Genomic DNA, 21,412 nt, shown 5'->3' with positions numbered 1-21,412 from the left:
CTCGTCGAACGGGCGCGGGGCTCCGGCATTCCCGTCGAACTGACGGAGGAGAGCGGCACCCCGTTTGCCCTGCCGCCGATGACGGACCGGGCCGTGCTCGGCGTCGTCCAGAAGTCCCTGACCAACGCGGCCGAGCACGTACCGGGCGCCGCCGTCCGGGTACGGCTGTCGTACCGCGAGGACGACGTCGGCCGGCTGGGACAAGCGCCGTACCCTGGCCAAGGTCGCCGGCGATTCTCCCGACGGCACCGGATCGCACCGGCTCACGATCGGCAGCGAGGTCGGGCCGTTCACCGACCCGGACGGGTTCGCGTGGGCGACCGCGTCAAAGACCGCGTAGCTGTGAACCGGGCGACGGAGGTGCAGGCCGGCACTTCCAGCGGTTTTCGTCAGGGCCTCTGAGCCCTCACGGCCTTCACCAGTCCGGCGACAAGGTTCGCCCGCTCGGCCATGGCGTCGATCACCAGGTACTCGTGGTCGGCGTGGGCACCACCCCCGACCCTCCCAGGCCGTCGAGGGTCGGCACCCCCAGTGCGGCGGTGAAGTTGCCGTCGCTTCCGCCGCCGACTGCCGTGCCTTCGATACCGGGAAGCAGTCGCTGGGCCTCGCTGAAGAGCCCGGCCGACGCCGACTCAGGCATCGGGGGCCGGCTGTCGGCTCCCGCAACTGCGATCTCCGCCTCGTCGAGATGCGGGGCCAGTGCCGCGAAGGCCGCTTCGACACGTTCCTTCTCGTCGGCCGACTCGACCCGCACGTCGACGACGACGGTCGCCTGTGCGGGGACGACGTTGTCCAGTGTTCCTGCGGACGCGACGGTCGGGGTGACGGTCGTGCCGACGTCGGGCCGCCCGAGCGCCGCGATGTCCAGCACTTGGTGTGCTGCTTCGACCAGGGCGTTGACCCCGGCCGCGGGCTCGAGGCCCGCGTGCGACGCCCGGCCCGAGATGGAGACCTGGAACGTGCCGCAGCCCTTACGGCCGGTCTTCAGCGCTCCGCCCTCAGCGGCGCCCTCAAGCACGAGTACGGCGCCACAGGCCATGGCTCGTTCTTCGAGAAGGGCTCGCGAGGAGCGTGAGCCGACCTCTTCGTCGGCGGTCACCAGGATCTCGACGCCCGACCGGTCGTCGAGCACGGCCAGGCCATGAACGGCCTGAACCAGCCCGCCGAGCATGTCGAAGACGCCGGGGCCGGTCGCATGCCCGTCCTTGACCATGAAAGGGCGGCGTTCAAGGGTGCCGAGCGGGAACACCGTGTCGTGGTGACCAAGGATCAGTACCTTGGGATCGCCACCACCTGACCAGTGGACGTTCGGCCCCGCTTCGCTGTCGACGAGGACGGCCTGCCCGCCGAGGCGGCTCTCGATGACAGCGGCGACAGCTTTGGCCGATGCCGTCAAGGCGTCCGGATCACGCGACGGAGACTCGGTCTCGACGAGCGTCCTGAGGTCCTCGAGCATCGCGTCGACACTCACACCTACGGTCTTGCCCTTCGTCACGCCGCAAGAGTACGTGCCGCGCCGTACCGGAGTTCCGCCCGCGCCCCGACCGACGTCAGCGGGATGCTTCGCCCCGGCTCCGCTGCCGTTTCTTGCAGTCGCGCCCCCGGACTTCCCCATCCGCCGGGACATCACCGAGCCGTGCCCGGTCCACCTCGATCCCGCGCGCCCGGCAAGGACCAGCAGTGTGGCGATGCACCCTTCGGAGAGGGCCTGCACGATGGCGTGGCCGTCCTTCGGTGCTGTGCCGGCGGCGCGTTGACGCCTCGACCGGCGCGGCGGGGAGCGGCTCGAGCCGCTCCCCGCTCGCCCGGCCGTTCGCCGGCGTCAGAGCCGTTCGAGCACGTACTCGCTGTGCCCGACCGGCAGATCGCCGCAACGTGCCAAGCCACCAGGGCAAGTGCCGTCGTCCGGTCACTTCATGCCGAGCAGCTGCTCCAGCGGGTCGATGGCGAAGTAGACCAGGAAGAGCGCCGCGGTGCCCCAGAGCAGCCAGTGCACCTCGCGGGCCTTGCCGAGGCACGCCTTGATGACCACGTAGGCGATGAAGCCGGCGCCGATGCCGTTGGTGATGGAGTACGTGAACGGCATGACGACGATGGTCAGGAAGGCGGGGACGGCGACTTCGTAGCGGTCCCAGTCGATGTGCTTGACCTGGGTCATCATCAGGAACCCGACGGCGACGAGCGCGGGGGCCGCGGCCTGGAGGGGCACGATGGTGAGGACCGGGGCGAGGAAGAGCGCCAGCGCGAACAGACCACCGGTGACGAGGTTGGCGAAACCGGTACGGGCGCCTTCGCCGACACCGGCGGCGGACTCGATGTACGTGGTGGCGGACGAGGAGGACGCGGCACCACCGGCGACGGCGGCCGCACCGTCGATGAGCAGCACACGGCCCAGGTCCGGCACCTGCCCGCGCTCGTCGAGGAGTCCGGCCTCGGCCGTGACGCCGACGACGGTGCCCATGGTGTCGAAGAAGTCGGACAGGATCAGGGTGAAGACGAGCAGGACCACCGTCAGCACGCTGACCTGACCGAACGAGCCGAGCAGATCGAAGTTGCCCAGCAGCCCGAAGTCGGGCGCGGCGAAGGGGTTGTCGGGCAGGGACGGCGAGGTCAGGCCCCAGGACTTCACGTCGGCGACGGCGTTGACGACGATGGCGACGACGGTCATCAGGACGATGCTGATGAGGATGGCGCCCTTGACCTTGCGCGCGAGCAGCACGATGGTCAGCAGCACGCCGAGGCAGAAGACGAGCATGGGCCACCCGGTGAGGGCACCGGTGCCGAGCTGCACGGGCACGGTGGTGTTCGCCGCGTCCGGGATACGGGTGACGAATCCGGCGTCCACGAAGCCGATGAAGGCGATGAACAGGCCGATGCCGACGCTGATGGCCTGTTTGAGCGGCTGCGGGATGGCGTGCATGACGGCCTCACGCAGACCGGTCAGCACCAGGACGCAGATGAGCAGACCTTCGAGCACGATGAGGCCCATCGCGTCGTCCCAGCTCATCAGCGGGGCGACCTGGAAGGCCACGACGGCGTTGATGCCGAGGCCCGCGGCCAGGGCGAGCGGCAGATTGCCGCCCACGCCCATGATGAGGGTCATGACGGCGGCCACCAGGGCGGTGGCGGTGGCCAGTTGGCCGGCGTCGAGCTGGTCGCCGAACTTGTCCTTGGCGCTGCTCAGGATGATCGGGTTGAGCACGAGAATGTACGCCATGGTGAAGAACGTGGCGAATCCGCCGCGTATCTCACGACCGTATGTCGAGCCACGTTCACTGATCCGGAAGAACCGGTCGAACGGGCCGCCGGCTCTGGTGGGCGGCGCACCGGCCGGGCTTGTCGCGCTGGTCTTCATGACTGCGTCTCCTGGGCCTGCAACGGTAAGAGGGGAATGCACGAGGTGCCGCCGGAAGCCCGGGTAAAGGCAGTTGTGCGAACGCACATGCGGCGCCTTGCGAGCGGATCATACGTGGCGTGACACAAAGCACAACTGACGCGTTTTGAACGGTGATTTACCAGTAGGGGCTGGCTTTGTCGCTTCCTACGAAATCCTCCGCGACCTATCTCTCAAAAGGGGATGCAGGCGACGGTGATCATGGAGTAGCCCGGAGTAACCACCTACTCTCAGCCCGTGCATCCAATGCTCCCCTTCAACGCGCGCGCCGCCCGGACCCTGCGCGAGAAACTCGGGATGGCCCACGGCCACGTCGCCTACGGCATGCGCGCCTCCTACGGAATGACCCACATCACCCCCGACCACATAGCCGCCTGGGAACGCGGCACGGCCCTGCCCGCCGCCGAGGAACTCACAGCCCTGGCCGGTGCGCTGTGGTGCGCGCCCGCCGAACTCATGGGACGCCCCCGCACCTTGCGCGAGCACCGCATCGCCCGCGGACTCCCCGTCGAGGAGGTCGCCCGCGCGACCGGTCTCCCCCTCGACGCCTACCGCCACATGGAAGAAACCGGCCGATGGGCCGGCGACGGACGGCAGTCCGCCGCACTCGGCGACGTGCTCAAGCTGCCGCCACGGGACTTCATCGCCGTCACCGGCCTCGAGGAGGAACTCGCCCGCCTCCTCACCGAAGCCGTCTCCACTCGCTGGCAGGCCCACATCAAGGCCATCGCCAAGCTCGTGTCCATGGACCGCCGCGACCTGAAGGACACACTGCGGTCCATGCAGACGGAGTACGAGACCCTCATGGCCGCCACGCTCAGCCGGGCCGGTGGCACCACGGCCTCCGGCGAGGACGGGCGACGTTATCTCGACGGCATCGTCGACACCTTCTGGGACCGGCTGCCGGCGAACTGACACACCCGCCGCTCGCCCGACAGGCGGTTCGCCGAACCCAGAGGAAACGTTGTCGGAGCGGCCGGCCGTCTCCGTGACCGCCCCGCGCGACGGCCCGGCCGCCACCGGGCGTCGCCGTCGCGCGCCGCGCCGACCGGAACCGTGAGGCCCCGTCGTCGCGACCTCCGACCGACGCTACGTGCGCGAGAGCTCCGCCAGACGACTTCCCGGCCCCCTCACGGCCGCAGACACCCCACTTCGCGGCTAGCACATCGACCTGGGGCAGACCCCAGCCACCGGTCGCGCCTTCCGTCGGAAGCGCCATCAACGGGCGGACCTCGGAGGCGTCATGGACCTCGATGCGGAGACCGTCGACCATCTGGAGGTACCGAGTCTCGATCTCCCGACCGGCGGCCATCGCGTGCCGGACGGCGTTGGTCAGTAATTCGGACAGCACGAGCGACGCCTCGTCCTCGATGCTGCCGAGCCCCCAGTGCGCGAGGACCGCGCGAAGTTCGGCCCACGCCCGGGCGACGTTACGGCCGCGCCGCCACCATCGACACCACCACCGGCGAGGTACTGCGCTCCTACACCTCCTCCGACGAGCCGACGGGCAGCCTGCTCACCGCGTGCGGCAACCGCCGCGCCTCCCGCTGCCCGGCCTGCGCCCGTCTCTACGCAGCCGACACCTACCACCTCGTCCGCGCCGGCCTGTCCGGCGGCAAGACCGTCCCCGACACCGTCCGCACCCACCCCCGCGTCTTCGTCACCCTCACCCCGCCGTCCTTCGGCCCCGTCCACAACCGCCCCACCACCCCCGGCGGCGACATCCGCCCCTGCCGCTGCCGCAAGCTCCACGACCCCACGGACGCCCTGCTCGGGACGCCGCTGAACCCGAAGACGTACGACTACGCGGGTGCGGTCCTGTTCAACGCCCACGCCTCAGCCTTGTGGGCCCGCTTCACCACCTACCTGCGCCGGGAACTCGCCGCCGGGCTCGGAATGACCCAGAGGGCCGCCCACGCGGTCCTGCGGATCTCCTTCGCCAAAGTCGCCGAGTACCAGAAGCGCGGCCTGGTCCACTTCCACGCCGTCATCCGACTCGACGGCCCCGACGGCACCAGCCAGCCCCCGCCGCCGTACGCCACCGTCGCCAAGCTCACCGACGCCGTACGCGCCGCCGCCGAACGGGTCCGCGTCACGGTCACCTCGGACGCGATCGGGGAACGCGAACTCACCTGGGGCCAGCAGCTCGACGTATCCGAGATCACGGCCTTCGGCACCGACAGCGAATTCACCGACCAGACCGTGGCCGCCTACGTGGCCAAGTACGCCACCAAATCCGCCGACGCCTCCGGCACCCTCGACCGCGCCCTGTACTGCCGCCCCTGCCAGGGACGCGGCGCCACTCTCCTGCCCCACGGAACCCCGCTCCCCTGCACCGCCTGCGACGGCACCGGACAGGCCCGGTCACTGCCCCGGCTCGCCGTCGCCCGGCACGTCCGGCAGATGATCCGCACCTGCTGGGAGCTCGGCCGCCTGCCGGAGTTCGCCGACCTCAAGCTCTGGAAATGGGCGCACATGCTCGGCTTCCGCGGCCACTTCTCCACCAAATCCCGCTCCTACTCCGTCACGCTCGGCGCGCTGCGCGACGCGCCGCGCCTGGTGCACCGAACAGGCCCACGCCCACGCCGGCCTCCCCGATTCCGATGCGGACACGACTCTCGTCGCCGGCCACTGGGACTACCTCGGCTCGGGCTACAGCCCCGGCGCGAGTCTCCTCGCCGCCTCCGTATGGCACCGCAAGGAACTGGAACGGCAGTTCGCGGCCGAAGGGGGCTTCTGATGACCTCACCCCCGCCCACCGTCCTCCACCCTGCGGGCCCGGCGCTGGAGTTGCTGACGGTGCCCCAGGTCATGGCCCGACTCCAGCTCGGCCGCTCCGCCGTCTACGACCTCCTCCGCTCAGGCCAACTCTCCTCGATCACCCTCGGCCGCGCCCGCCGCATCCCCACCCATGCACTCACCGACTTCATCCGCACCCGCCTCGAACAGGAAGCCGCCTGATGACCACGCCCCGCGACACCCCCACCTCCCGCCGCAGCCGCGCCAATGGCGACGGAACCGTCTACCAGCGCAAGGACAGCCGTTGGGAGGCCGCCGGATACGTCCTCGCCCCTGGCAACATCCGCAAGCGCGTCCGCGTCTACGGCACCACCCGCAAGGAAGCGCTCGCCAAACTGACCGAGAAAATCGCCGCCAGCAACCGCGGCGTCCCCATCCCGTCCGCGCAGGGCAGCCTGGCCGCGTACCTGACGTACTGGCTGGAGACCGTCGCCGTCCACCACCTCCGCGAGACCACCCACACCCGGTACACCGCCTGCGTCGACCGCTACCTCATCCCCGGTCTCGGCAAGAAGAAGCTCACCAAGCTCACCGCCAAGGACGTCCGTACGTGGCTCAACCAGCTCCGCACCACCTGCCAGTGCTGCGCACGCGGCATCGATACTGGCCGTGATGAGCCCCGTTGCTGCGCCCTCGGGTCGTGCTGCTCCAAGCGACTCTCCCCGCTAACGCTGACCTACATTCACTCCGTACTCAAGTCCGCCCTCGAACACGCGGTGCGCGAGGAGGAGATCCCGCGCAACGTCGCCCGCAACGTCCGCATCGGCACACCCCGACCCCGACGCTTCGAACCCCTCACCGCCGACGAAGCCCGCCAGCTCCTCACCGCCGCGCGCGGACACCGGCTGCACACCCTGTTCGAACTCGCCCTCCACACCGGACTCCGCAAGGGCGAACTCCTCGGCCTCCGCTGAGAAGACCTCGACCTCAACGCCGGTACCGCTGCTATCCGCCGAACTCTGCAGCGCACCAGCTCGGGTGGACTCACCACATTGCCCACCAAGACCCGGGCCTCGGAACGCCGCATTGCTCTCCCCGCTCGCTGCCTGCACTCACTGAGCCTCCGCCAACTTGAAGTCGCAGGTCAGCGGTCTGGTGTGACTGGTCCTCGGCATACTCCCGCTGGTCGTGGGCGGCAGTCCGCGGCGTAGATCGTCTGTCAGCGGTTGACTTCGAGGTTCGTCAACACGAGCAGCGCCCTCAGGAGGTGGGTGGCACGGGCAGGATCGGTACGGAGTTTGGTGAGCACCCGCCAGTTCTTGAGGTGAGCGAATCCGTGTTCGACCGGTGTGCGTCCCGTGGCGAGGACCTGATTGGCGTCCTTCTGGCCGGGAGTGAGCTTGTGGGTGCGGCTGGCCATGAAGCCGGTGACGATCACAGGGTCGAGCACGTCGTTGTCCAGTCCGCGGAATCCGAGGTCCGCGAGGGCACCGAGGCCGACGGCTCGCAGGTGGGCCACGACGTGGTCGTGGCGGGCGGCGGCGATGTCGTGAGTGCGGCCGGGGCGGGCGGCGGATATCCAGATCAGGCGGCCTCCCTCGTCGGTCAGGGCGAGGAAGTGCAGGCCGTGGTTACGGTGTTTGCCGGAGTAGTTCCGCCGGTCTGCCTTGCCGGTGCGACGCTGGGTGCGGATGAGGGTGCCGTCGATCAGGACAACCTCCCCGCCCCATTTGACGACCTTCTTCAGGGCGCGGTCCAGTCGTGGGGCCTGCGCGGCGAGCAGGGTGATCAGTTCGTCGCGCCAGCGGCGGACGGTGGACTCGGACACGTTGTTGCCGCCGGCCATGTCGGCCAAGCGCTGGTCGTGCCGCAGCACGGCCAAGACGATCACCGCGATCCTTCCGAGCGGCAGGATCCGCCACCTGGACCGGATCACCTTCAGATGTCGTCGCAGTAGCCCGGCGAGGTAACTGACGGTGCGCGTGGACAGCGGTAAACGGCACTGGTAAGTGAGTGCGCAGGATTTGTCGGCAGGCTCTTCGGTTTTCGTCACACAGCCTCAACGGCATCCGGAGGGCCCTCAGTTACGCCACGTCTCGCCGGCCCCGACGTGGGAGAGTGGCCTTTGGCCGCGTCCCGGTGTCTGCTGAAGCCGTTGAACAAGAGCGGGGCACGATTGGAAGCGTGAGTGAAGGGCCCTGATATGTCGCGCGGTGCTCGTCTGGCCGCACACGGCGCCGTTTCCACATCGTTGGCGCTGCGCAATGACCGCAGTCTGCGCGAGTTCGTGGACGCCGGCGCACCGCTGGGGTCGGGCATCGGCGGGAAGACGGTCCTGCTGGAGGTCGAGGGAATCCAGGTCTTCGTCAAGCAGGTACGGCTGACCGCTCTGGAGCGACGGCCGGAGCATGTTCACTCCACCGCGAATCTGTTCGGCCTCCCGGCCTTCTGTCACTACGGCATCGGTACCATCGGCGCCCCGGGGTTCGGGGCCTGGCGGGAGCTGGCCGCGCACACCATGACGACGAACTGGGTGATCGCCGGAGACCACGAGGGCTTTCCCTTGATGTACCACTGGCGGGTGATACCAGACTCTGGCCAGCCGCTTCCCGAGGAACTGGCCGATGTGGACCGAGCGGTCGCATACTGGGGAGACGGACCAGCGGTACGCCGACGGATCGAAGCTCTCCAGCAGTCCACGGCAAGCCTCGTGCTGTTCCTGGAGTACATCCCGCAGAACCTGCACGACTGGCTGGGCGTCCAGATCGGGGCCGGCGACGAGGCGGCCGAGCGGGCCTGCGCCATGGTCGATGACGAGCTGAAAGCCGGAATCGCGTTCATGAACGACCGCGGGCTTCTGCACTTCGACGCCCACTTTGAGAACATCCTCACCGACGGCCACCGGCTCTTCTTCACCGACTACGGCCTCGCGGTCTCCTCACGCTTCGACCGCACACAGGACGAGGCCGACTTCTTCGACCAGCACCGCACCTACGACCAGTGCTACGCCGTCACCCACCTGGTGAACTGGCTGGCCGTCGCTCTCTACGGGTACACACCGGAAGAACGCAAGACGTTTGTGAATACGTGCGCCCAAGGGATGCCCCCGCAGGGGGTTCCCTCGTCGATCGCGTCGCTCCTTGTCCGTTACGCACCGGTCGCCGCGGTGATGGGCAACTTCTATCGCGAGTTTCAGCAAGAGAGCCGAGCAGCTCCCCATCCGCTGGCAACGATCTGTCGGATGGAGCGAAGTACGTGATCACCTGCACCCGGTCACAGACGGGGGGCGAACCGGCCGTCGGGTAGTTTCCGCAGCCAGCCGCGGTCGACGAGTCTGACCAGCTTCCCGCGCAGCGGTTCCAGCTTGGCCCGGACGCTGACGTCCACTCCCAGCAGCTCGCCGACCTGCCGAGCCATGACCGGTCCCGCGGCCTGCCGCACGGCGGCGAGAATGCGCTGGTAGTCCGGCGGGAGCAGGCTCTCCTCCACATCGGAGGTGCGGTGCGGGATCAGCATGACCGCCCGCCCGCCCACTTGCGTGGGCACCGGCGAGGCCGAGACGCGCTCATGAGCGATCTGTTCGCTCACCCGCTCAAGGACCCGTTCGGCGACAGCGAGTTCGTCTCGCTCGGCCCGTACCTCCGTCAGCTGCTTGGCCAGCCGTTCTTCGAGCTGGTCCAGTTCCGCGCGTCGCGCGGTGATCCGTTCCAGTAGCTCGGGATCCATGCATGGATCGTAAATGGCCGCCTGACCCCAGCGAGCAGAACCAGCGAAACGTCCGGCTCCGTCAGATGATCTACTCCGCAGACAGCCGCGCACGACCAGCGTGAGCACTTCGAGAGCCGGTCACACCAGACCGCTGACCTGCGACTTCAAGTTGGCGGAGGCTCACTGAAGCACCATCGTGAACAGCAGCAGCACGAACGCAACAGTGCAGGCGCCGAATGGCAGCTCAGCGGACACGTATTCACCACTCCGCAGGACAGACCGATCGACCCGACCAACCTCACCCGCACCTTCAGCACGCTCCTTCCCAAGGCCAACCTCCGCCGCATCCGCTTCCACGACCTCAGGCACTCCACCGCCACCCTGCTCCTGGAACAGGGCGTCGAACTCGTCGTGATCAAGAAACTCCTCGGCCACGCCCACATCGGCGTCACCGCCACCGTCTACGCCCACGTCCGACTCCGCCTCCAGCGAGACGCCATCGACCTCCTCGGCCACGCCCTCCGGAACCCCGCCGAGGCCGCCGGCCAGCCCGACGACGGCGACGACCCACCGCGCTGCGCAGTCCCCGTCCGCTGACGTTGCCGTCAACTACTGCCGTCAGAGCACGCTGAAGCCCCGCCAGGAGAGGCCTGGCGGGGCTTCAGATTTGCTACCGCGATTTTAGATTGGCGAGCGTCTTCACTCCTCAAGGCCAGACTGAAGCCGCTGCCAATCCTCTTGCTGATCACGCCAGGCGGTGCTCGCATAGATCGCGGTCTTCGCCTCGGGCAAAGACAGGCCAAGCACACGAGAAGCTACGTAGATTGCTTCGATCGGCGACAGGCCCAGTTCCCGCAGTTCCCGGAATACCGGCTCCCGCTCCACTTGACCTCGGCCCGTGATACTCAATGCCAACCCGTCCAGTCGAGACCGATCCATTCTCTAATCTCCTAGAATCTTTGCGACGTCCAAGGTCATCGACCCTGGGCGCTTGTAGATGCTGCCGTCCGGTTTCGGGATATGCCGCTCATAGTTCAGTACGACGGTGCTATACCCCTGGGATCTCGCCTGCTCGGCGATGGAGCTCTTCATCTGCCGGATTGCATCTGGCCCAATCGGGGCGCGACTCAGCCCCTGAGTCCCCTTCGGGAAGACCATCAATCCGTCCAGATGCACGGTGTCTCCGGCCGCTCTGACGGTCGCCATGGCCTCAACCGTCTGCCCTCCAACGTCGAATGAACCGTCCCAGATATCTCCGTCGGCGAATGGAGAACAGTTGCTGTTGTGAACAAGGACCGGCGTGGCCCCTGCCAGCACATAGTACGTGTGCGTGCTGAGGTGCTGTCATCTGCGTTTTCGCAGGTCAGCGGAATTCGGCCAGTCCGTGGGTGTGCGTGGAAGTGTCGTGTTGTGCGCCGCTGTTGCCGTCGGCGTTGCCGTCAGACGGCTACGTGCGTGAGGGCGGTGGAGTGGGCTTTGGCCGGTGTCCTGTTCGGGTTGGGGTCGGGCATGGTCAGGGGGCCGTACGCTGGCCGGCAACTCGGGCAGGCTTTGATCCTGCCCGGAATTTGAACGAGTGGCCCCCTGGCCTTGCCCGACGCGGGCCCCGGCCCGAACAGGTGGGTAAAGCCCACGGAGCCGGCCGCCCCCGCCCGCGAGCTGCGCACCGGCCAAGGCCCTGCCGCTGCCTCGCCGTCGGCCTGGCCCTCGCCGTGCTGGAACGCCCGGGCTTCTTCGCGCTTCTGGTCATCCGCTGCGCTGTCTTTGCGCGGCCTGGTCGCTGGCCGGCCCGCGGTGGCGGAGCCGAGAGCGGGCCGGGTGGGCGGCCGTGCCGCGCGCGACCCGCGCCAGCGGGTCGCCTTGAAGACGTATAGAAAGTTTGGACGCATCCTGCTTCGGCGGTACGCCGTGGCCGTTGGCTGGGGTTGCACGCTGGCGTGGTGGCCTGGTGCCCCTGCTCGACGGTGCAAGGTCAGGTGGTGGTCGGCTGCGCGATGACCCCCGCCCGATGGTGGGGGCCAATCGCCGTTCCCCCGTAACTGGCCAGGGGTACCGTTCTGGTGTCGAAGCAGAACGGAGACCAGTATGCCCCCGCACACTGCCGAGCACACGGGCGCACGCATCGCGCACACGCGCAAAGTTCGCCGATTGACGCAACGTGAGCTGGCCGATCTCTCCCATGTCTCGTACAGCACGCTGACCAAGGTGGAGCAGGGCGCCTTGCCCGCGAGCCCTTCCGTGATCGGCGCGTTGGCCCGCGCTCTCTCAGTCCCGGTGACCGAGCTGACCGGGCAGCCCTACCTGACGGAGCTGCGCCAGGATCAATTGGACGGGCTGATCAACCCGATCCGCGAGGCTCTGAACATCTACGATCTCGGCCCCGACCCGGACGTGAATCCGCGCCCTGTGCAGGAACTGGAGGAACACGCCGAGACACTGTGCGCGCTGGTCCGCGCGACGAACATCAAGCAGGTCGCCGCAGACCTCCCTGGCCTGATCCACGAGGCCACCACGATGGCGCACACGGCCCTGACTGACCGACACTGGCGCTTGCTCGCCAATACATACCGCACGGCGTACGACGTGACGACGAAGCTCGGGTTCCCCGACCTGTGCGCGGTGGCACTGGATCGGATGGACTGGGCCGCGCAGCGCGCCTCAGACCCGGTGCTGGGTGGCATGCGTCAGTACCTGCGGGCGCTGGCGTATCTGCGGGCGAGCGATTACCGCACGGGCAAGCGGCTGGTCACTTTGGGAATGGCCGCGCTGGAGCAGGCCGAGGCCGGGCGCGTCCTCGATGTCGTCACCGGGCAGATGCACTTGGGTGCGGCTGTGCTTGCGGGCCGGGAGAAGAACCGGGAGGCGGCCGAGGCACATCTCGGCGAGGCGCAGCGCATTGCCGAGCGGACCGGACCGGCGGAGAAGGTCCACTGGCTGTCGTTCGGACCGACCAATGTCAGCGTGCACCGAGTGAGCGTGCTGGCGGAACTCGACCTGTACCCCGAAGCCGTGCAGGCTGCCGAGGACACCGCAATCCCAGATGGGTGGCCGCCGTCCCGGGTCGCGCATCACCAGGTTGAGGTGGCCCGGGCGCAGATGTGGACCGGCCGGACCGACTCGGCGTTCAAGAGCCTGTTGGCAGCACGCAAGCTCGCGCCTCAGCAGACGCGGTATCACCCCACGGCGCGCGAGACGTATGCCGGGCTGGAATCAGCGAGACGCAGGATGCCGGACAGCTTCAACAGCTACGGCTCGTGGCTCGGAATGTGACATAGCGTCAATCAATGGCCGGTGCTATCAGCGATGTCTGATAGTTCCGGCCTTCGGCTGTCGCCACGATGCAAGGGTCAGAAGACCCCCGCGACCGTTGTGGACGGTCCGGGGGCGTGGCCAACGCCTTGTAGGAGCGTCGACATGCCGCACTGTATCGCCCACACCTTCGAGCCACTATTGCCTTTGACCTGGCTCACCAGGGGCCTCCGTCGCAACATCGCACGCGGAACGGGGGCGGCCGTATGAGCCTGGCCGATGACCTGCGGCTGCTGCCATGGACGGGTGGGGAGGGCAAGCCGTGCTACCTCGCCGGGGATGGGACCGGATTCCTGTCACGCCTCGCCGACAACATCGAGGCCACGCAACTCGGCCTGGCCGACGACCTCATCGAAGAGGCGCAGGAGGTCCTTGAAGGGCGCTCCTGGACACCGGGAGAACTGCATCTGCTGGCGGTTCAGCTCACCGAGGCATTGACCAGCGTGCACCGCATCGCCGTCAGTCGGGGTGCCCGAGTTCACGTACCCGCTGGCGAGGACGTTGACGTTATCGGCGGTCAGGGCGACGGCGACAGCATGGCGTAGCCGGGCCAAACACGGGGAGTCTCTGAGGCTGTGTCCTCGGGGACTCCCTGTCTTTCCTGGCTGAGTTCTTCAGCCCGCCTCGGCACCCGAGGGCTGGCCGCGCTCCAGGCGATCGACGCGCTCTTGGAGTTCGTCGATCTGCTCTAGGGCGCGTTCCAGTTTGTAGGCCAGCTCTGCGAGCCCGGCAGTGGAAGGGAACTCCCTGGCCGGGGTGTCGGACTCCTCGTCCACCGGTTCCACGGTGACGGGCAGCTCGGTCCCGAACTCGCCGCCCACGATGACGTACGCACTCTCCTGGCGTGACCCGCTCGTCCGGTGGACCTTCTTGACCCGGCCCTCTAGGGCGAGGAAGGTCAGGGCCTGATCCGCGGCTTCTGCGTCGCCGCCGATCGTGTCGACCACTTCGTTCACGGTGACCGTTGAGCCCCTGGACAGTGATCCGTCCCGGATCTTCCTGACCAGCCGGCCGTGGATGAGCTGCGTGGCGAAGCCGTGGTCGTCCCAGTCCCGTACGTAGACGTCCTCGCCGGGCACCTCGCCCGTGTAGCGCAGGAGGAAGTTGCCGGCCAAGAGGGCGATGGCGTTGGTGACGACGTTGAGGGGCACCGAGTAGTGGTCGGCCAGGACCTCGCGGGCGGGAAGTTTGGCTCCGGGTGCCAGCGTGCCGGTGTAGATCTGCTGCTGGAGATCGCTGGCGACGTTCTCGAAGGCTTCCTCGAAGTCGGCCGACCGCGTGACGAACGTGCCGCGCCCCTGGCGGGCGATGACCCAGCCTTCGTTGCGTAGGAGCCGGATCGCCTTCTGCACGGTCAGGCTCGACGCCTTGTACTCCTGCATGAGCTGGCTCTGGGTCGGCAGCAGCTGACCCGGCCGCAGCTTCTCCTCCCGGATCTGCTGCCGCAGGTCGTCCGCGATGCGCTCGAACGTCAAGCGCGCGTCGTCAACACGAGGCATATCCATCCCTGGTCCGGGTCCGAATCTCGCAGGTCGCTGGCGGGCCGCCACCTCTGTGTTTCACCAGCTCAGCCGCCCTCGGTGTCAGGGTAGCCGCCCGACGGATGGACCACCCCGACAACAGATGGAATTCAATGGGGATGGACTTCGGATGGAATGGATGTATGGTTGCGGCATGCGATCACCCACATGGGTGATTCACCCCCTCTCACCTGGAGGTTTGCCGTGAAGACCATGCCCATCGACCAGTCCCAGGCTCTGGAGATCCTGGCCTCCGAGCCCCGCCCCCGGTTCAAGGACCGCGAAGGCCGGGAGGCCGCCATCGACCGGGGCACCGGTGCCCAGCTGCACCAGGTGGACGTGATGTTCGCGTTCAACGGCCGCGCCGAAGTGATCACCGTCAACGTGCCGGAGCCCGGTCTCGGCAAGGGCCTCAAGGTCGGCATGCCGGTCATCTTCACCGGCCTGGTCGCCTCGGCCTGGGAGAACGAGATCAACGGCAAGGACCGGCACGGCATCTCGCTCCGCGCGGATGCCATCACCGTGAAGACGGCCGCCTGATGCCGACGAACGCGCTCAGCACCGGATTGCTGTTGATTGTCTGCCTCTGTGTGCTGGGCCTGCTCGCCTGGGCCGGATTCTGCTTCGTGCGCTGGTACCGGGCCGACGATGAGACCCGTATCAGCCTTCGTCAGGCGCGGCGGATCCGGTGGGGCTGGAAGCGCCTGGCCCTGATGCTGGAATTGGCGGTCAAGGACGCCACTCCGACGGTGCTCCAGCACTTCAGCCCGCAGGAGACGCCCGCGAAGCCGAGGGTGCTGGCGCCTCGCCTCCACACCGAAGCGGACCCGTTCGGCGTCACCGTCACCGCGGACGCCCTCCCGCAGGTGGGGCTGAGCGCCTGGCAGGACGCGAACGAGGGCTTGCGCGATGCGTGGGGGATGCGGCGCATCCGGATCTCCCAGCCCAAGCCCGGGGTGATCGTGGCGCGCGGGTTCCGGCGCGAACCGCTGGAGGCCGTGATCCGCTCACCGCTGCTCGGCCCCGACGGGTCCCCGGTCTGCCGTCCGGGGCAGTTCGTCTCCACGGATGACGTGTTGCTGGGGTGGGACGAGGACGGTACCCCCATCGTGCTCAACCTCGCCCTCTCCGCACACGCCCTGATCGCCGGGACCACCCGCTCGGGCAAGTCGATCACCGTGAACACCCTGCTCGCCTACGCGTCCCTGATGCGGGACGTACGCCTGATCGTCATCGACCCCAACCTCGGGGCGGTCGCCCCCTGGTGGCGTACCGCTTACAAGGTCTCCGACTCGATCCACCCGGACGAGCCGACGGAGATCCTGCGCTGGGTGCGGGAGGAGATGCAGCGGCGGGAGCGGCTGTTCTGGTCCGGCCGTACCGACCGCATCACCAACTTCAGCCCCGAACTGCCTCTGATCGTCTTGGCAATCGACGAAGTGGCGAACTACACCCGGCACCCGGACCGCAAGGCCCGCGAGCGCTTCGAGGCCGAACTGATGGCCATCGCCAGCCAGGGCGCCAAGTTCGGAATCCGGCTCTGGCTCCTCACCCAGAAGCCCTCCGCCGACGTACTGACCACCGCCGTACGCACCAACCTGTCCGCCCGGATCTGCCACCGCGTCGACACCACGGAGGACTTCCTGCACCTCTTCCCGGACGGCCGGGAACTCGACATCACCGCCGCCGACCGGGAAATGCCGCCCGGTGTCTCGATCGCCTCCGTTGGCGACATGCGCACCCCCGTCCGGCTCCGCTCCGTCTACCTGCCCACCGAAGCCTGCTGGCAGATCAACGATCTGATGTGCGCCGACGGACTCCAGATCCGCGAACTCCCCGACCACATCGACCTCGGCAAGGCCGCGTGACACCCGCCGGCCATCCGCCCGAGCAGCCAAAACCAGGACCGCCCCGGTCCCGTATCGCAGTGATTCCCGGCAGAGGCGTGTAGTCGCCAAACCCTCGCCCCTGCCGGGGCCTTTCCCCCCTAATCCACGGCACACACGTGTGCCGGAACGCTGAGAGGTCCTGCCAGCATGCCATCGCACGACCCCACCGCCACAATCCCCCGGCCCGAGCCGACCACCGCCGAGCTGGCGGCGTTCACCTCCTACCGGGACCTGCCGGGCCTCGTCCGACAGCTCTCCTCCCTTGGTGGTTGCGCCCAGCCCATCCGGCTCGAAGGCCACTGCACCGAGATCAACACCGCTACCGGCGAGATCCTGCGGCACCTGGACTCTACGAAGATGCCCGCCGGGCACCTCCTGGTCCGCTGCGGCAACCGCCGCACCACCCGCTGCCCCTCCTGCGCCGAGCTGTACCGGCAGGACACGTTCCATCTCATGGCCGCCGGTCTGCGCGGCGGGAAGAGCATCCCTGAGCAAGTTGCTGCCCACCCGAGGGTGTTTGCCACGCTCACCGCCCCGTCGTACGGTCCGGTTCACGGTCGGCGCTCCAGTTCCTCCGCGCGCTGCGGGTGCGGGCGCACCCACGCCAAGGACGACCCGGCCCTCGGCACCCCGCTCAACGCCGAACGGTACGACTACAGGGGCGCGGTCCTGTGGAACGCCCACGCCTCCGCCCTGTGGGCCCGTTTCATGCTCCACCTGCGTCGCACCATCGCCGCCGTAGCCGGAATCCCCCAGCGCCTGCTCCCCAAGGTCGCCCGCGTCTCGTACGCGAAGGTCGCTGAGTACCAGCGACGCGGGCTGATCCACTTCCACGCTGTGATCCGCCTCGACGGTCCCGGAGGCGGCCACACCCCGCCACCCGCGTGGGCCACGCCCGAAATGTTGGCCGATGCCGTCCGCACTGCCGCCGCCCGCTCCCACGTCGACGGGCCTGAGATCGACGGCCGGACCTACTCCTTCGGTTTCGGCAAGGAGCTGGATGTCAAGGTCATCCGGTCCGCCGCCTTCCAGGACGGGACCACCATCACCGAGGGCAAGGTCGCCGGGTACGTGGCGAAGTACGCCACCAAGGGAGCCGAAGGGCCTTCCACCCGGAAAGTGGACACCAGTTCGTGTGGTTATGCGGCGAGTGTCAGAGTAGCTGATCGCTGCTCGTAGGCGACGGGGCTGAGTTGCCCGTTCGCCGAGTGACGGCGTCTGATGTTGTAACGCGTCAGCCATTTGAAGACGCGGCGCCGGCAGGCGCCGGGCCCGCCGAAGCGGCGGGCGCCTTGGAGTGTCTCGCGTTTCAGGGAGGCGTGGAAGGACTCGCAGGCGGCGTTGTCCGCGCTGGTGCCGACCGCGCCCATGGATTGGATGACGCCCAACTCGGCGCACAGATCAGCGAATTGTCGTGATCCGTATTGCGCTCCGTGATCGCTGTGGAAGATGGCGCCATCGAGGCTGCCGCGGGTGGCGGCAGCCATCGTCAGCGCGTCGGCGACCAGGTCGGTGCGCATGTGATCGGCGATCGACCAGCCCACGATCCGGCGTGAGAAGCAGTCCAGGACCGTCGCGAGATAGAGATGCTCGCCGTCGCCGACCGGCAGGTACGTCACGTCGCCCATGTACTTCAAGTTCGGCGCGTGAGCGGTGAAGTCCCGCTTGAACAGGTCCGGTACCGGCGTCTGTGACGGTTCCGGCACGGTCGTACGCACGCGCTTGCGCAGGCGCACGCCGGTGATGCGGAACTTGCGCATGACGCGCGCGACCTTCTTCTCGTTGATCACCATGCCGTGGGTGTCACGGAGCTCGGCCGTGATCCGCGGGGCGCCATACGTCCCGTCGGAGTCTGTGTGGATGGCCCGGATCTTCTCGGCCAGATCCTCGTCGGCCTGCTCGCGCTCGGCGCGGGCGTCACGCCCGTCTCGCCACTTGTAGTAGCTGGAGCGGGCCACCTCAAGGAGTCGGCACAACCGCTGGACCTCGTGGGTCTGCCGGTGGTCCTCGATGAACTGGCAGCGGTTCACCAGGTCATCTCGGTCGCGAAAAACTTCGTGGCCTTGCGCAGGATGTCGCGTTCCTCTGCGAGCGTCGCGTTCTGCTTGCGCACCTGCTTCAGCTCGGTGCGCAGGGCCGCTATCTCGGCCTGTAGTTCTTCGCGGGTGGGCTCGCTCACCGTGGCCGGCTCCTTGGTCTTCCTCGTCGTGCTCATGGTCGTGCCCAGCTCGCTGCGGCGGGACCGCTCGGCCCGCACCCAGTCCCGCAGTGTGCCCCGGCTCACGCCCAGGTCCTCCGCGACCCCGGCCAGGGTCAGGTCCGGATCAGACAGGTACAGCGCGACGGCATCCGCCTTGAACTCCAGCGAGTAGAACTTCATCACCATAAGGGACATCTCCTCCACGGCCCCAGGTCAGAGGCCGGATCAAGGTGTCCACTCCCCGGGGGGAGGCGCCCGCACCGTGTCCTCGTCGGCCTGCACCAGCTGGGCGATCACCGGCACACGGTTCCCGCCCGCCGAGGCCAACAGCATCATCGCGCGCCGATAGCGCACCGAACTCGTGCTGCCCCGGCGCACGATCTGCTGCAGCTTCTGCCCCTCCTGGTCGGTCAACCTGCGTACACGGACAGGCTCAGCCACCGCGCCTCCAGCGGTCGAATGGACGTCACCGCACATTCAACCGTCGCGACCACCAACCCGGCGAACCTACGCGGTCACAGCACTAGACCGGCGCTGACCGCCGCGAGAGCCTCGCGACGGCCGCGTCCCCCGGTCAGGGCCGGCAAGAGTGCGTTCAAGCACGACGCCAGCCGGGCCGCTGAGGGCCTTTCACGAGTGCATCTGGCATGCAGCGAAAGCGCCGCCTGAAGATCGCTTCCCAATTCGGCGGAGATCGTTTCCCTGCCCGTGGTGGGTTCCACCCCGCCCCGTAGCCGCCGCACGCTGGGGCAGTGAGGTGGCGGAGGCGCTGCCCGGAGTTGTGGTTCCGGGTAGCGCCTCCGCCGTCAGAGCCGAGGGTTCGCCCTTGACCAGGCAGTCCCAGTGACACACTCGGCACCCGCGTTCGGCCCTACGCTGCCGCCAGGATGTCGACGACGAAGACAAGAGTGGACTTGGCTGGGATCCCCTTTTGGGGCTGGTCCCCGTAGGCAAGGCCCGGAGGAACGACGAGCAGCATCCTGCTGCCTACCTTCGCCCCGACCAGGGCCCTATCCAGTCCTGTGATGAGGTTGCCGCGGCCGATGACGACGGGTGTGGGCCCCTGGGACCAAGAGGAGCCGAAAAGCGTGGCCTCCTCGTTGCCGCGGTTGGTGCCCCACACCGCAGCGGCGTGCCGGAACACCACCGTCTGGCCGGCCCTGACCGGGGGGCCGGAGCCGTTGATCAGTGCCTTGGAGACCATGCTCTTTGGCGGGGTTGTGTCGGGCACGGCGATCGCGACGGCTGAGCGGTCGGCGTTCACCTGGGGCAGCGCCTCAGGCACGTCCTGCTGCTGCCCGGGGACAGTGGACTTCGCCCCGATGACTTTCGTTATGTCGACGGCGAAGACGACGGTATCGGTGCCCGAGACGCCGAGCTGGGCGTTGCCGGTAGTGCCGTAGGCGGCACCGGGCGGCGCCACGACGAGGATCCGGCTGCCGGCTCGCTGCCCGAGGACGGCACGGTCCAGGGCGGGAATCACTGCTCCCTGGCCGACGGGAAACACCGTGGGGGCGCTTCCCTCGTCGTAGGTGCTGGGCAGCGTCGTGCCGCGCTTCCAGGTCTTGGCGGTGTAGTCGGCGATCACGATGTCGTTCTTACGGGCTTCCCGGCCTTGGCCCGGCAAGGCGGTGGTCAGGACGAACTTTCCGCTGGGCTCGGCTTTCGGGATGGTGATGGTGCCTTTCCGCCCGAATTCCCCGGACACGATGGGCAGTACCGTGTCGGTCGTCACGGCGGCTGGCACGGCCTGCCGGGACACGGACACCGTCGGTGCGGGCAGCGGCCGGTGGCCTCCACCAGATTCGACCGATGAGGAGCCACTGCTGCTGCATCCCGACAGAAGCAGCGCGGCCAAAATGAGGAACGTTGCGTTTCGACGCATGAAAGTCCTTAGATTCAAAGAAACATAGACCCAGGCCCTCGCCGAACCCTTGCAGCCGATACATACAGGCGATACATGCAGGCGGGCGGGGTTCGCGGGGCACGAAATGGCCATGCTCCAGGGGCCTCTGACTGCCAGTCGCAGGAAAGGCTTGGAAGTATCGTAACTAATTTCCTACGTCGATAATCCTTAGGCTATTCGCGCCGGCCTTGCGGGCTGATCCAATGAGGTCGTTTTCGATTGAATCACCCATGCCTACCCACACAGGACCGCTGGCGCCTGAGGAGGAAAAAACCTGCTCGTCATCGATCCAGGATTCACAGCCGATCACACGGTGGGCGAGCAGCGAAAAGAACCGGCGATCTTCGTCATTGGACAGGTCCAAGTCGCAGCCCATGTAGGGATCTTTCTGACGCAGGAGCCTGGAGAGGAATGTGGCCCCACCAGAGGATGCAACTGCATCCCCCCTTGATCGCAAGATTGCGAAGGCCTCCTGCGCATCGATGGCCAGGTTGTCGTCGTCGACGTAGAGGTCGATTGTCGTCTTTGCTTTCTGTCGTGCCAGCGCCTCCCCCACACACCGCAGAAATACCTCCATGTCATGTTCATTTTCGGCTGTTACGAGCATTCTCACATTCCTCCCGTTCTATTCCTGCGCTAGGCGCTGACCGCGCGGACGCCTTCCGTGTCCGCGCGGTCAGCACCTGCTGCAGCGTAATGGTTACGTGCTTCGTTTACCGGCGAACATCGCCTTGGCGGCAGGTCGGT

Annotated in this window: 16 protein-coding genes and 6 pseudogenes; 11 read left to right on the top strand and 11 right to left on the bottom strand. The window is 67.7% G+C overall.

Features of this window, described 5'->3' with window-relative positions; genetic code table 11:
* Positions 1-389: 389 nt before the first annotated feature.
* Positions 390-1,456: pseudogene (locus OGH68_RS25585) on the bottom strand (M20/M25/M40 family metallo-hydrolase).
* A 453-nt stretch (positions 1,457-1,909) separates the two neighbouring features.
* Positions 1,910-3,355: an NCS2 family permease gene (locus tag OGH68_RS25580; protein ID WP_264247312.1), complete on the bottom strand. Its 1,446-nt coding sequence runs from the start codon at positions 3,353-3,355 to the stop codon at positions 1,910-1,912.
* A gap of 276 nt (positions 3,356-3,631) precedes the next feature.
* Between OGH68_RS25580 and OGH68_RS25575 the strand changes: the two genes are divergently transcribed.
* The gene (locus OGH68_RS25575; protein ID WP_264247310.1) at positions 3,632-4,309 is read left to right on the top strand and encodes a helix-turn-helix domain-containing protein; all 678 of its coding nucleotides are present in this window, start codon (positions 3,632-3,634) and stop codon (positions 4,307-4,309) included.
* Here OGH68_RS25575 and OGH68_RS36495 read toward each other — a convergent pair.
* Positions 4,212-4,769, bottom strand: a pseudogene (locus OGH68_RS36495) (ATP-binding protein); the annotation flags it as partial. The gene OGH68_RS25575 and the pseudogene OGH68_RS36495 sit on opposite strands and share 98 nt — an antisense overlap.
* Before the next feature lie 44 nt (positions 4,770-4,813).
* Between OGH68_RS36495 and OGH68_RS25570 the strand changes: the two are divergent.
* From OGH68_RS25570 to xerC, 3 genes and pseudogenes are all read left to right on the top strand, one after another.
* Positions 4,814-6,134 (top strand): annotated as a pseudogene (locus OGH68_RS25570) (replication initiator); the annotation flags it as partial.
* The gene (locus OGH68_RS25565; protein WP_319020241.1) at positions 6,083-6,355 is read left to right on the top strand and encodes a helix-turn-helix domain-containing protein; all 273 of its coding nucleotides are present in this window, start codon (positions 6,083-6,085) and stop codon (positions 6,353-6,355) included. The pseudogene OGH68_RS25570 and the gene OGH68_RS25565, both read left to right, overlap by 52 nt.
* Positions 6,355-7,284 (top strand): annotated as a pseudogene (gene xerC / locus OGH68_RS25560) (tyrosine recombinase XerC); the annotation flags it as partial. The gene OGH68_RS25565 and the pseudogene xerC, both read left to right, overlap by 1 nt.
* A 68-nt stretch (positions 7,285-7,352) precedes the next feature.
* Here the strand turns inward: xerC and OGH68_RS25555 are convergent.
* Entirely contained in the window at positions 7,353-8,024 is a 672-nt protein-coding gene (locus OGH68_RS25555; protein WP_264247307.1) for a transposase family protein, read from the bottom strand.
* Positions 8,025-8,336: 312 nt separating this feature from the next.
* On the opposite strand from OGH68_RS25555, the gene OGH68_RS25550 reads away from it, so the two are divergent.
* Positions 8,337-9,392 carry a protein kinase family protein gene (locus OGH68_RS25550; protein ID WP_413471126.1) on the top strand — a complete coding sequence of 352 codons (1,056 nt, stop codon included), beginning with the start codon at positions 8,337-8,339 and terminating at the stop codon, positions 9,390-9,392.
* A 14-nt stretch (positions 9,393-9,406) separates the two neighbouring features.
* Here OGH68_RS25550 and OGH68_RS25545 read toward each other — a convergent pair whose 3' ends face one another.
* The gene (locus OGH68_RS25545; RefSeq protein WP_264247304.1) at positions 9,407-9,859 is read right to left on the bottom strand and encodes a hypothetical protein; all 453 of its coding nucleotides are present in this window, start codon (positions 9,857-9,859) and stop codon (positions 9,407-9,409) included.
* A gap of 162 nt (positions 9,860-10,021) precedes the next feature.
* Between OGH68_RS25545 and OGH68_RS25540 the strand changes: the two are divergent.
* Positions 10,022-10,438 (top strand): annotated as a pseudogene (locus OGH68_RS25540) (tyrosine-type recombinase/integrase); the annotation flags it as partial.
* Positions 10,439-10,540: 102 nt separating this feature from the next.
* Here the strand turns inward: OGH68_RS25540 and OGH68_RS25535 are convergent.
* Positions 10,541-10,780 (bottom strand): hypothetical protein, encoded by a 240-nt coding sequence (locus tag OGH68_RS25535; RefSeq protein WP_264247302.1) that lies wholly within the window; start codon positions 10,778-10,780, stop codon positions 10,541-10,543.
* Positions 10,781-11,926: 1,146 nt separating this feature from the next.
* On the opposite strand from OGH68_RS25535, the gene OGH68_RS25530 reads away from it, so the two are divergent.
* On the top strand, positions 11,927-13,111 hold the full coding sequence (locus tag OGH68_RS25530) for a helix-turn-helix domain-containing protein (RefSeq protein WP_264247301.1): 1,185 nt from the start codon (positions 11,927-11,929) through the stop codon (positions 13,109-13,111).
* A gap of 245 nt (positions 13,112-13,356) precedes the next feature.
* Positions 13,357-13,695, top strand: coding sequence for a hypothetical protein (locus tag OGH68_RS25525; RefSeq protein ID WP_264247300.1), 339 nt, complete (start codon positions 13,357-13,359; stop codon positions 13,693-13,695).
* A 69-nt stretch (positions 13,696-13,764) separates the two neighbouring features.
* Here the strand turns inward: OGH68_RS25525 and OGH68_RS25520 are convergent, their stop codons facing one another.
* Positions 13,765-14,625 (bottom strand): GntR family transcriptional regulator, encoded by an 861-nt coding sequence (locus OGH68_RS25520; RefSeq protein ID WP_264247299.1) that lies wholly within the window; start codon positions 14,623-14,625, stop codon positions 13,765-13,767.
* A 258-nt stretch (positions 14,626-14,883) separates the two neighbouring features.
* Here OGH68_RS25520 and OGH68_RS25515 point away from each other — a divergent pair, with 258 nt between their 5' ends.
* The 3 genes from OGH68_RS25515 (at position 14,884) to OGH68_RS25505 (ending at position 17,738) form a co-directional block, all read left to right on the top strand.
* Positions 14,884-15,210 (top strand): hypothetical protein, encoded by a 327-nt coding sequence (locus OGH68_RS25515; protein WP_264250289.1) that lies wholly within the window; start codon positions 14,884-14,886, stop codon positions 15,208-15,210.
* Positions 15,210-16,538 carry an FtsK/SpoIIIE domain-containing protein gene (locus tag OGH68_RS25510; RefSeq protein WP_264247298.1) on the top strand — a complete coding sequence of 443 codons (1,329 nt, stop codon included), beginning with the start codon at positions 15,210-15,212 and terminating at the stop codon, positions 16,536-16,538. Before OGH68_RS25515 ends, OGH68_RS25510 begins: the two co-directional genes overlap by 1 nt.
* 168 nt (positions 16,539-16,706) lie before the next feature.
* On the top strand, positions 16,707-17,738 hold the full coding sequence (locus OGH68_RS25505; RefSeq protein ID WP_413471032.1) for a replication initiator: 1,032 nt from the start codon (positions 16,707-16,709) through the stop codon (positions 17,736-17,738).
* Here the strand turns inward: OGH68_RS25505 and OGH68_RS25500 are convergent.
* The 4 genes and pseudogenes from OGH68_RS25500 to OGH68_RS25485 form a co-directional block, all read right to left on the bottom strand.
* Positions 17,699-18,945 (bottom strand): IS3 family transposase gene (locus OGH68_RS25500; protein WP_264241225.1). Its coding sequence is split into 2 segments (ribosomal slippage): positions 17,699-18,612 and positions 18,612-18,945, totalling 1,248 coding nucleotides; the frame shifts between segments, so codons are not numbered across the junction. The genes OGH68_RS25505 and OGH68_RS25500 overlap by 40 nt on opposite strands.
* A 69-nt stretch (positions 18,946-19,014) precedes the next feature.
* Positions 19,015-19,200 (bottom strand): annotated as a pseudogene (locus tag OGH68_RS25495) (IS630 family transposase); the annotation flags it as partial.
* A gap of 430 nt (positions 19,201-19,630) precedes the next feature.
* Positions 19,631-20,758, bottom strand: a complete 1,128-nt coding sequence (locus tag OGH68_RS25490) for an FKBP-type peptidyl-prolyl cis-trans isomerase (protein ID WP_264247297.1) — start codon at positions 20,756-20,758, stop codon at positions 19,631-19,633.
* 52 nt (positions 20,759-20,810) lie between these two features.
* On the bottom strand, positions 20,811-21,272 hold the full coding sequence (locus tag OGH68_RS25485) for a hypothetical protein (protein ID WP_264247296.1): 462 nt from the start codon (positions 21,270-21,272) through the stop codon (positions 20,811-20,813).
* Positions 21,273-21,412: the final 140 nt, after the last annotated feature.

The organism is Streptomyces peucetius (genome assembly GCF_025854275.1).
Lineage (GTDB): Bacteria > Actinomycetota > Actinomycetes > Streptomycetales > Streptomycetaceae > Streptomyces > Streptomyces peucetius_A.
The sequence above is the reverse complement of the archived record's forward strand: the minus strand, read 5'-3'. Positions and strand labels throughout refer to the sequence as shown.

Excerpts from the sequence above, each read along its gene's own strand:
- OGH68_RS25580 (WP_264247312.1), bottom strand. The coding sequence starts at position 3,355 with ATGAAGACCAGCGCGACAAGCCCGGCCGGTGCGCCGCCCACCAGAGCC.
- OGH68_RS25565 (WP_319020241.1), top strand. The coding sequence starts at position 6,083 with ATGGCACCGCAAGGAACTGGAACGGCAGTTCGCGGCCGAAGGGGGCTT.
- OGH68_RS25550 (WP_413471126.1), top strand. The coding sequence starts at position 8,337 with ATGTCGCGCGGTGCTCGTCTGGCCGCACACGGCGCCGTTTCCACATCG.
- OGH68_RS25545 (WP_264247304.1), bottom strand. The coding sequence starts at position 9,859 with ATGGATCCCGAGCTACTGGAACGGATCACCGCGCGACGCGCGGAACTG.
- OGH68_RS25535 (WP_264247302.1), bottom strand. The coding sequence starts at position 10,780 with ATGGATCGGTCTCGACTGGACGGGTTGGCATTGAGTATCACGGGCCGA.
- OGH68_RS25530 (WP_264247301.1), top strand. The coding sequence starts at position 11,927 with ATGCCCCCGCACACTGCCGAGCACACGGGCGCACGCATCGCGCACACG.
- OGH68_RS25525 (WP_264247300.1), top strand. The coding sequence starts at position 13,357 with ATGAGCCTGGCCGATGACCTGCGGCTGCTGCCATGGACGGGTGGGGAG.
- OGH68_RS25515 (WP_264250289.1), top strand. The coding sequence starts at position 14,884 with ATGCCCATCGACCAGTCCCAGGCTCTGGAGATCCTGGCCTCCGAGCCC.
- OGH68_RS25510 (WP_264247298.1), top strand. The coding sequence starts at position 15,210 with ATGCCGACGAACGCGCTCAGCACCGGATTGCTGTTGATTGTCTGCCTC.
- OGH68_RS25505 (WP_413471032.1), top strand. The coding sequence starts at position 16,707 with ATGCCATCGCACGACCCCACCGCCACAATCCCCCGGCCCGAGCCGACC.
- OGH68_RS25490 (WP_264247297.1), bottom strand. The coding sequence starts at position 20,758 with ATGGCCATTTCGTGCCCCGCGAACCCCGCCCGCCTGCATGTATCGCCT.
- OGH68_RS25485 (WP_264247296.1), bottom strand. The coding sequence starts at position 21,272 with ATGCTCGTAACAGCCGAAAATGAACATGACATGGAGGTATTTCTGCGG.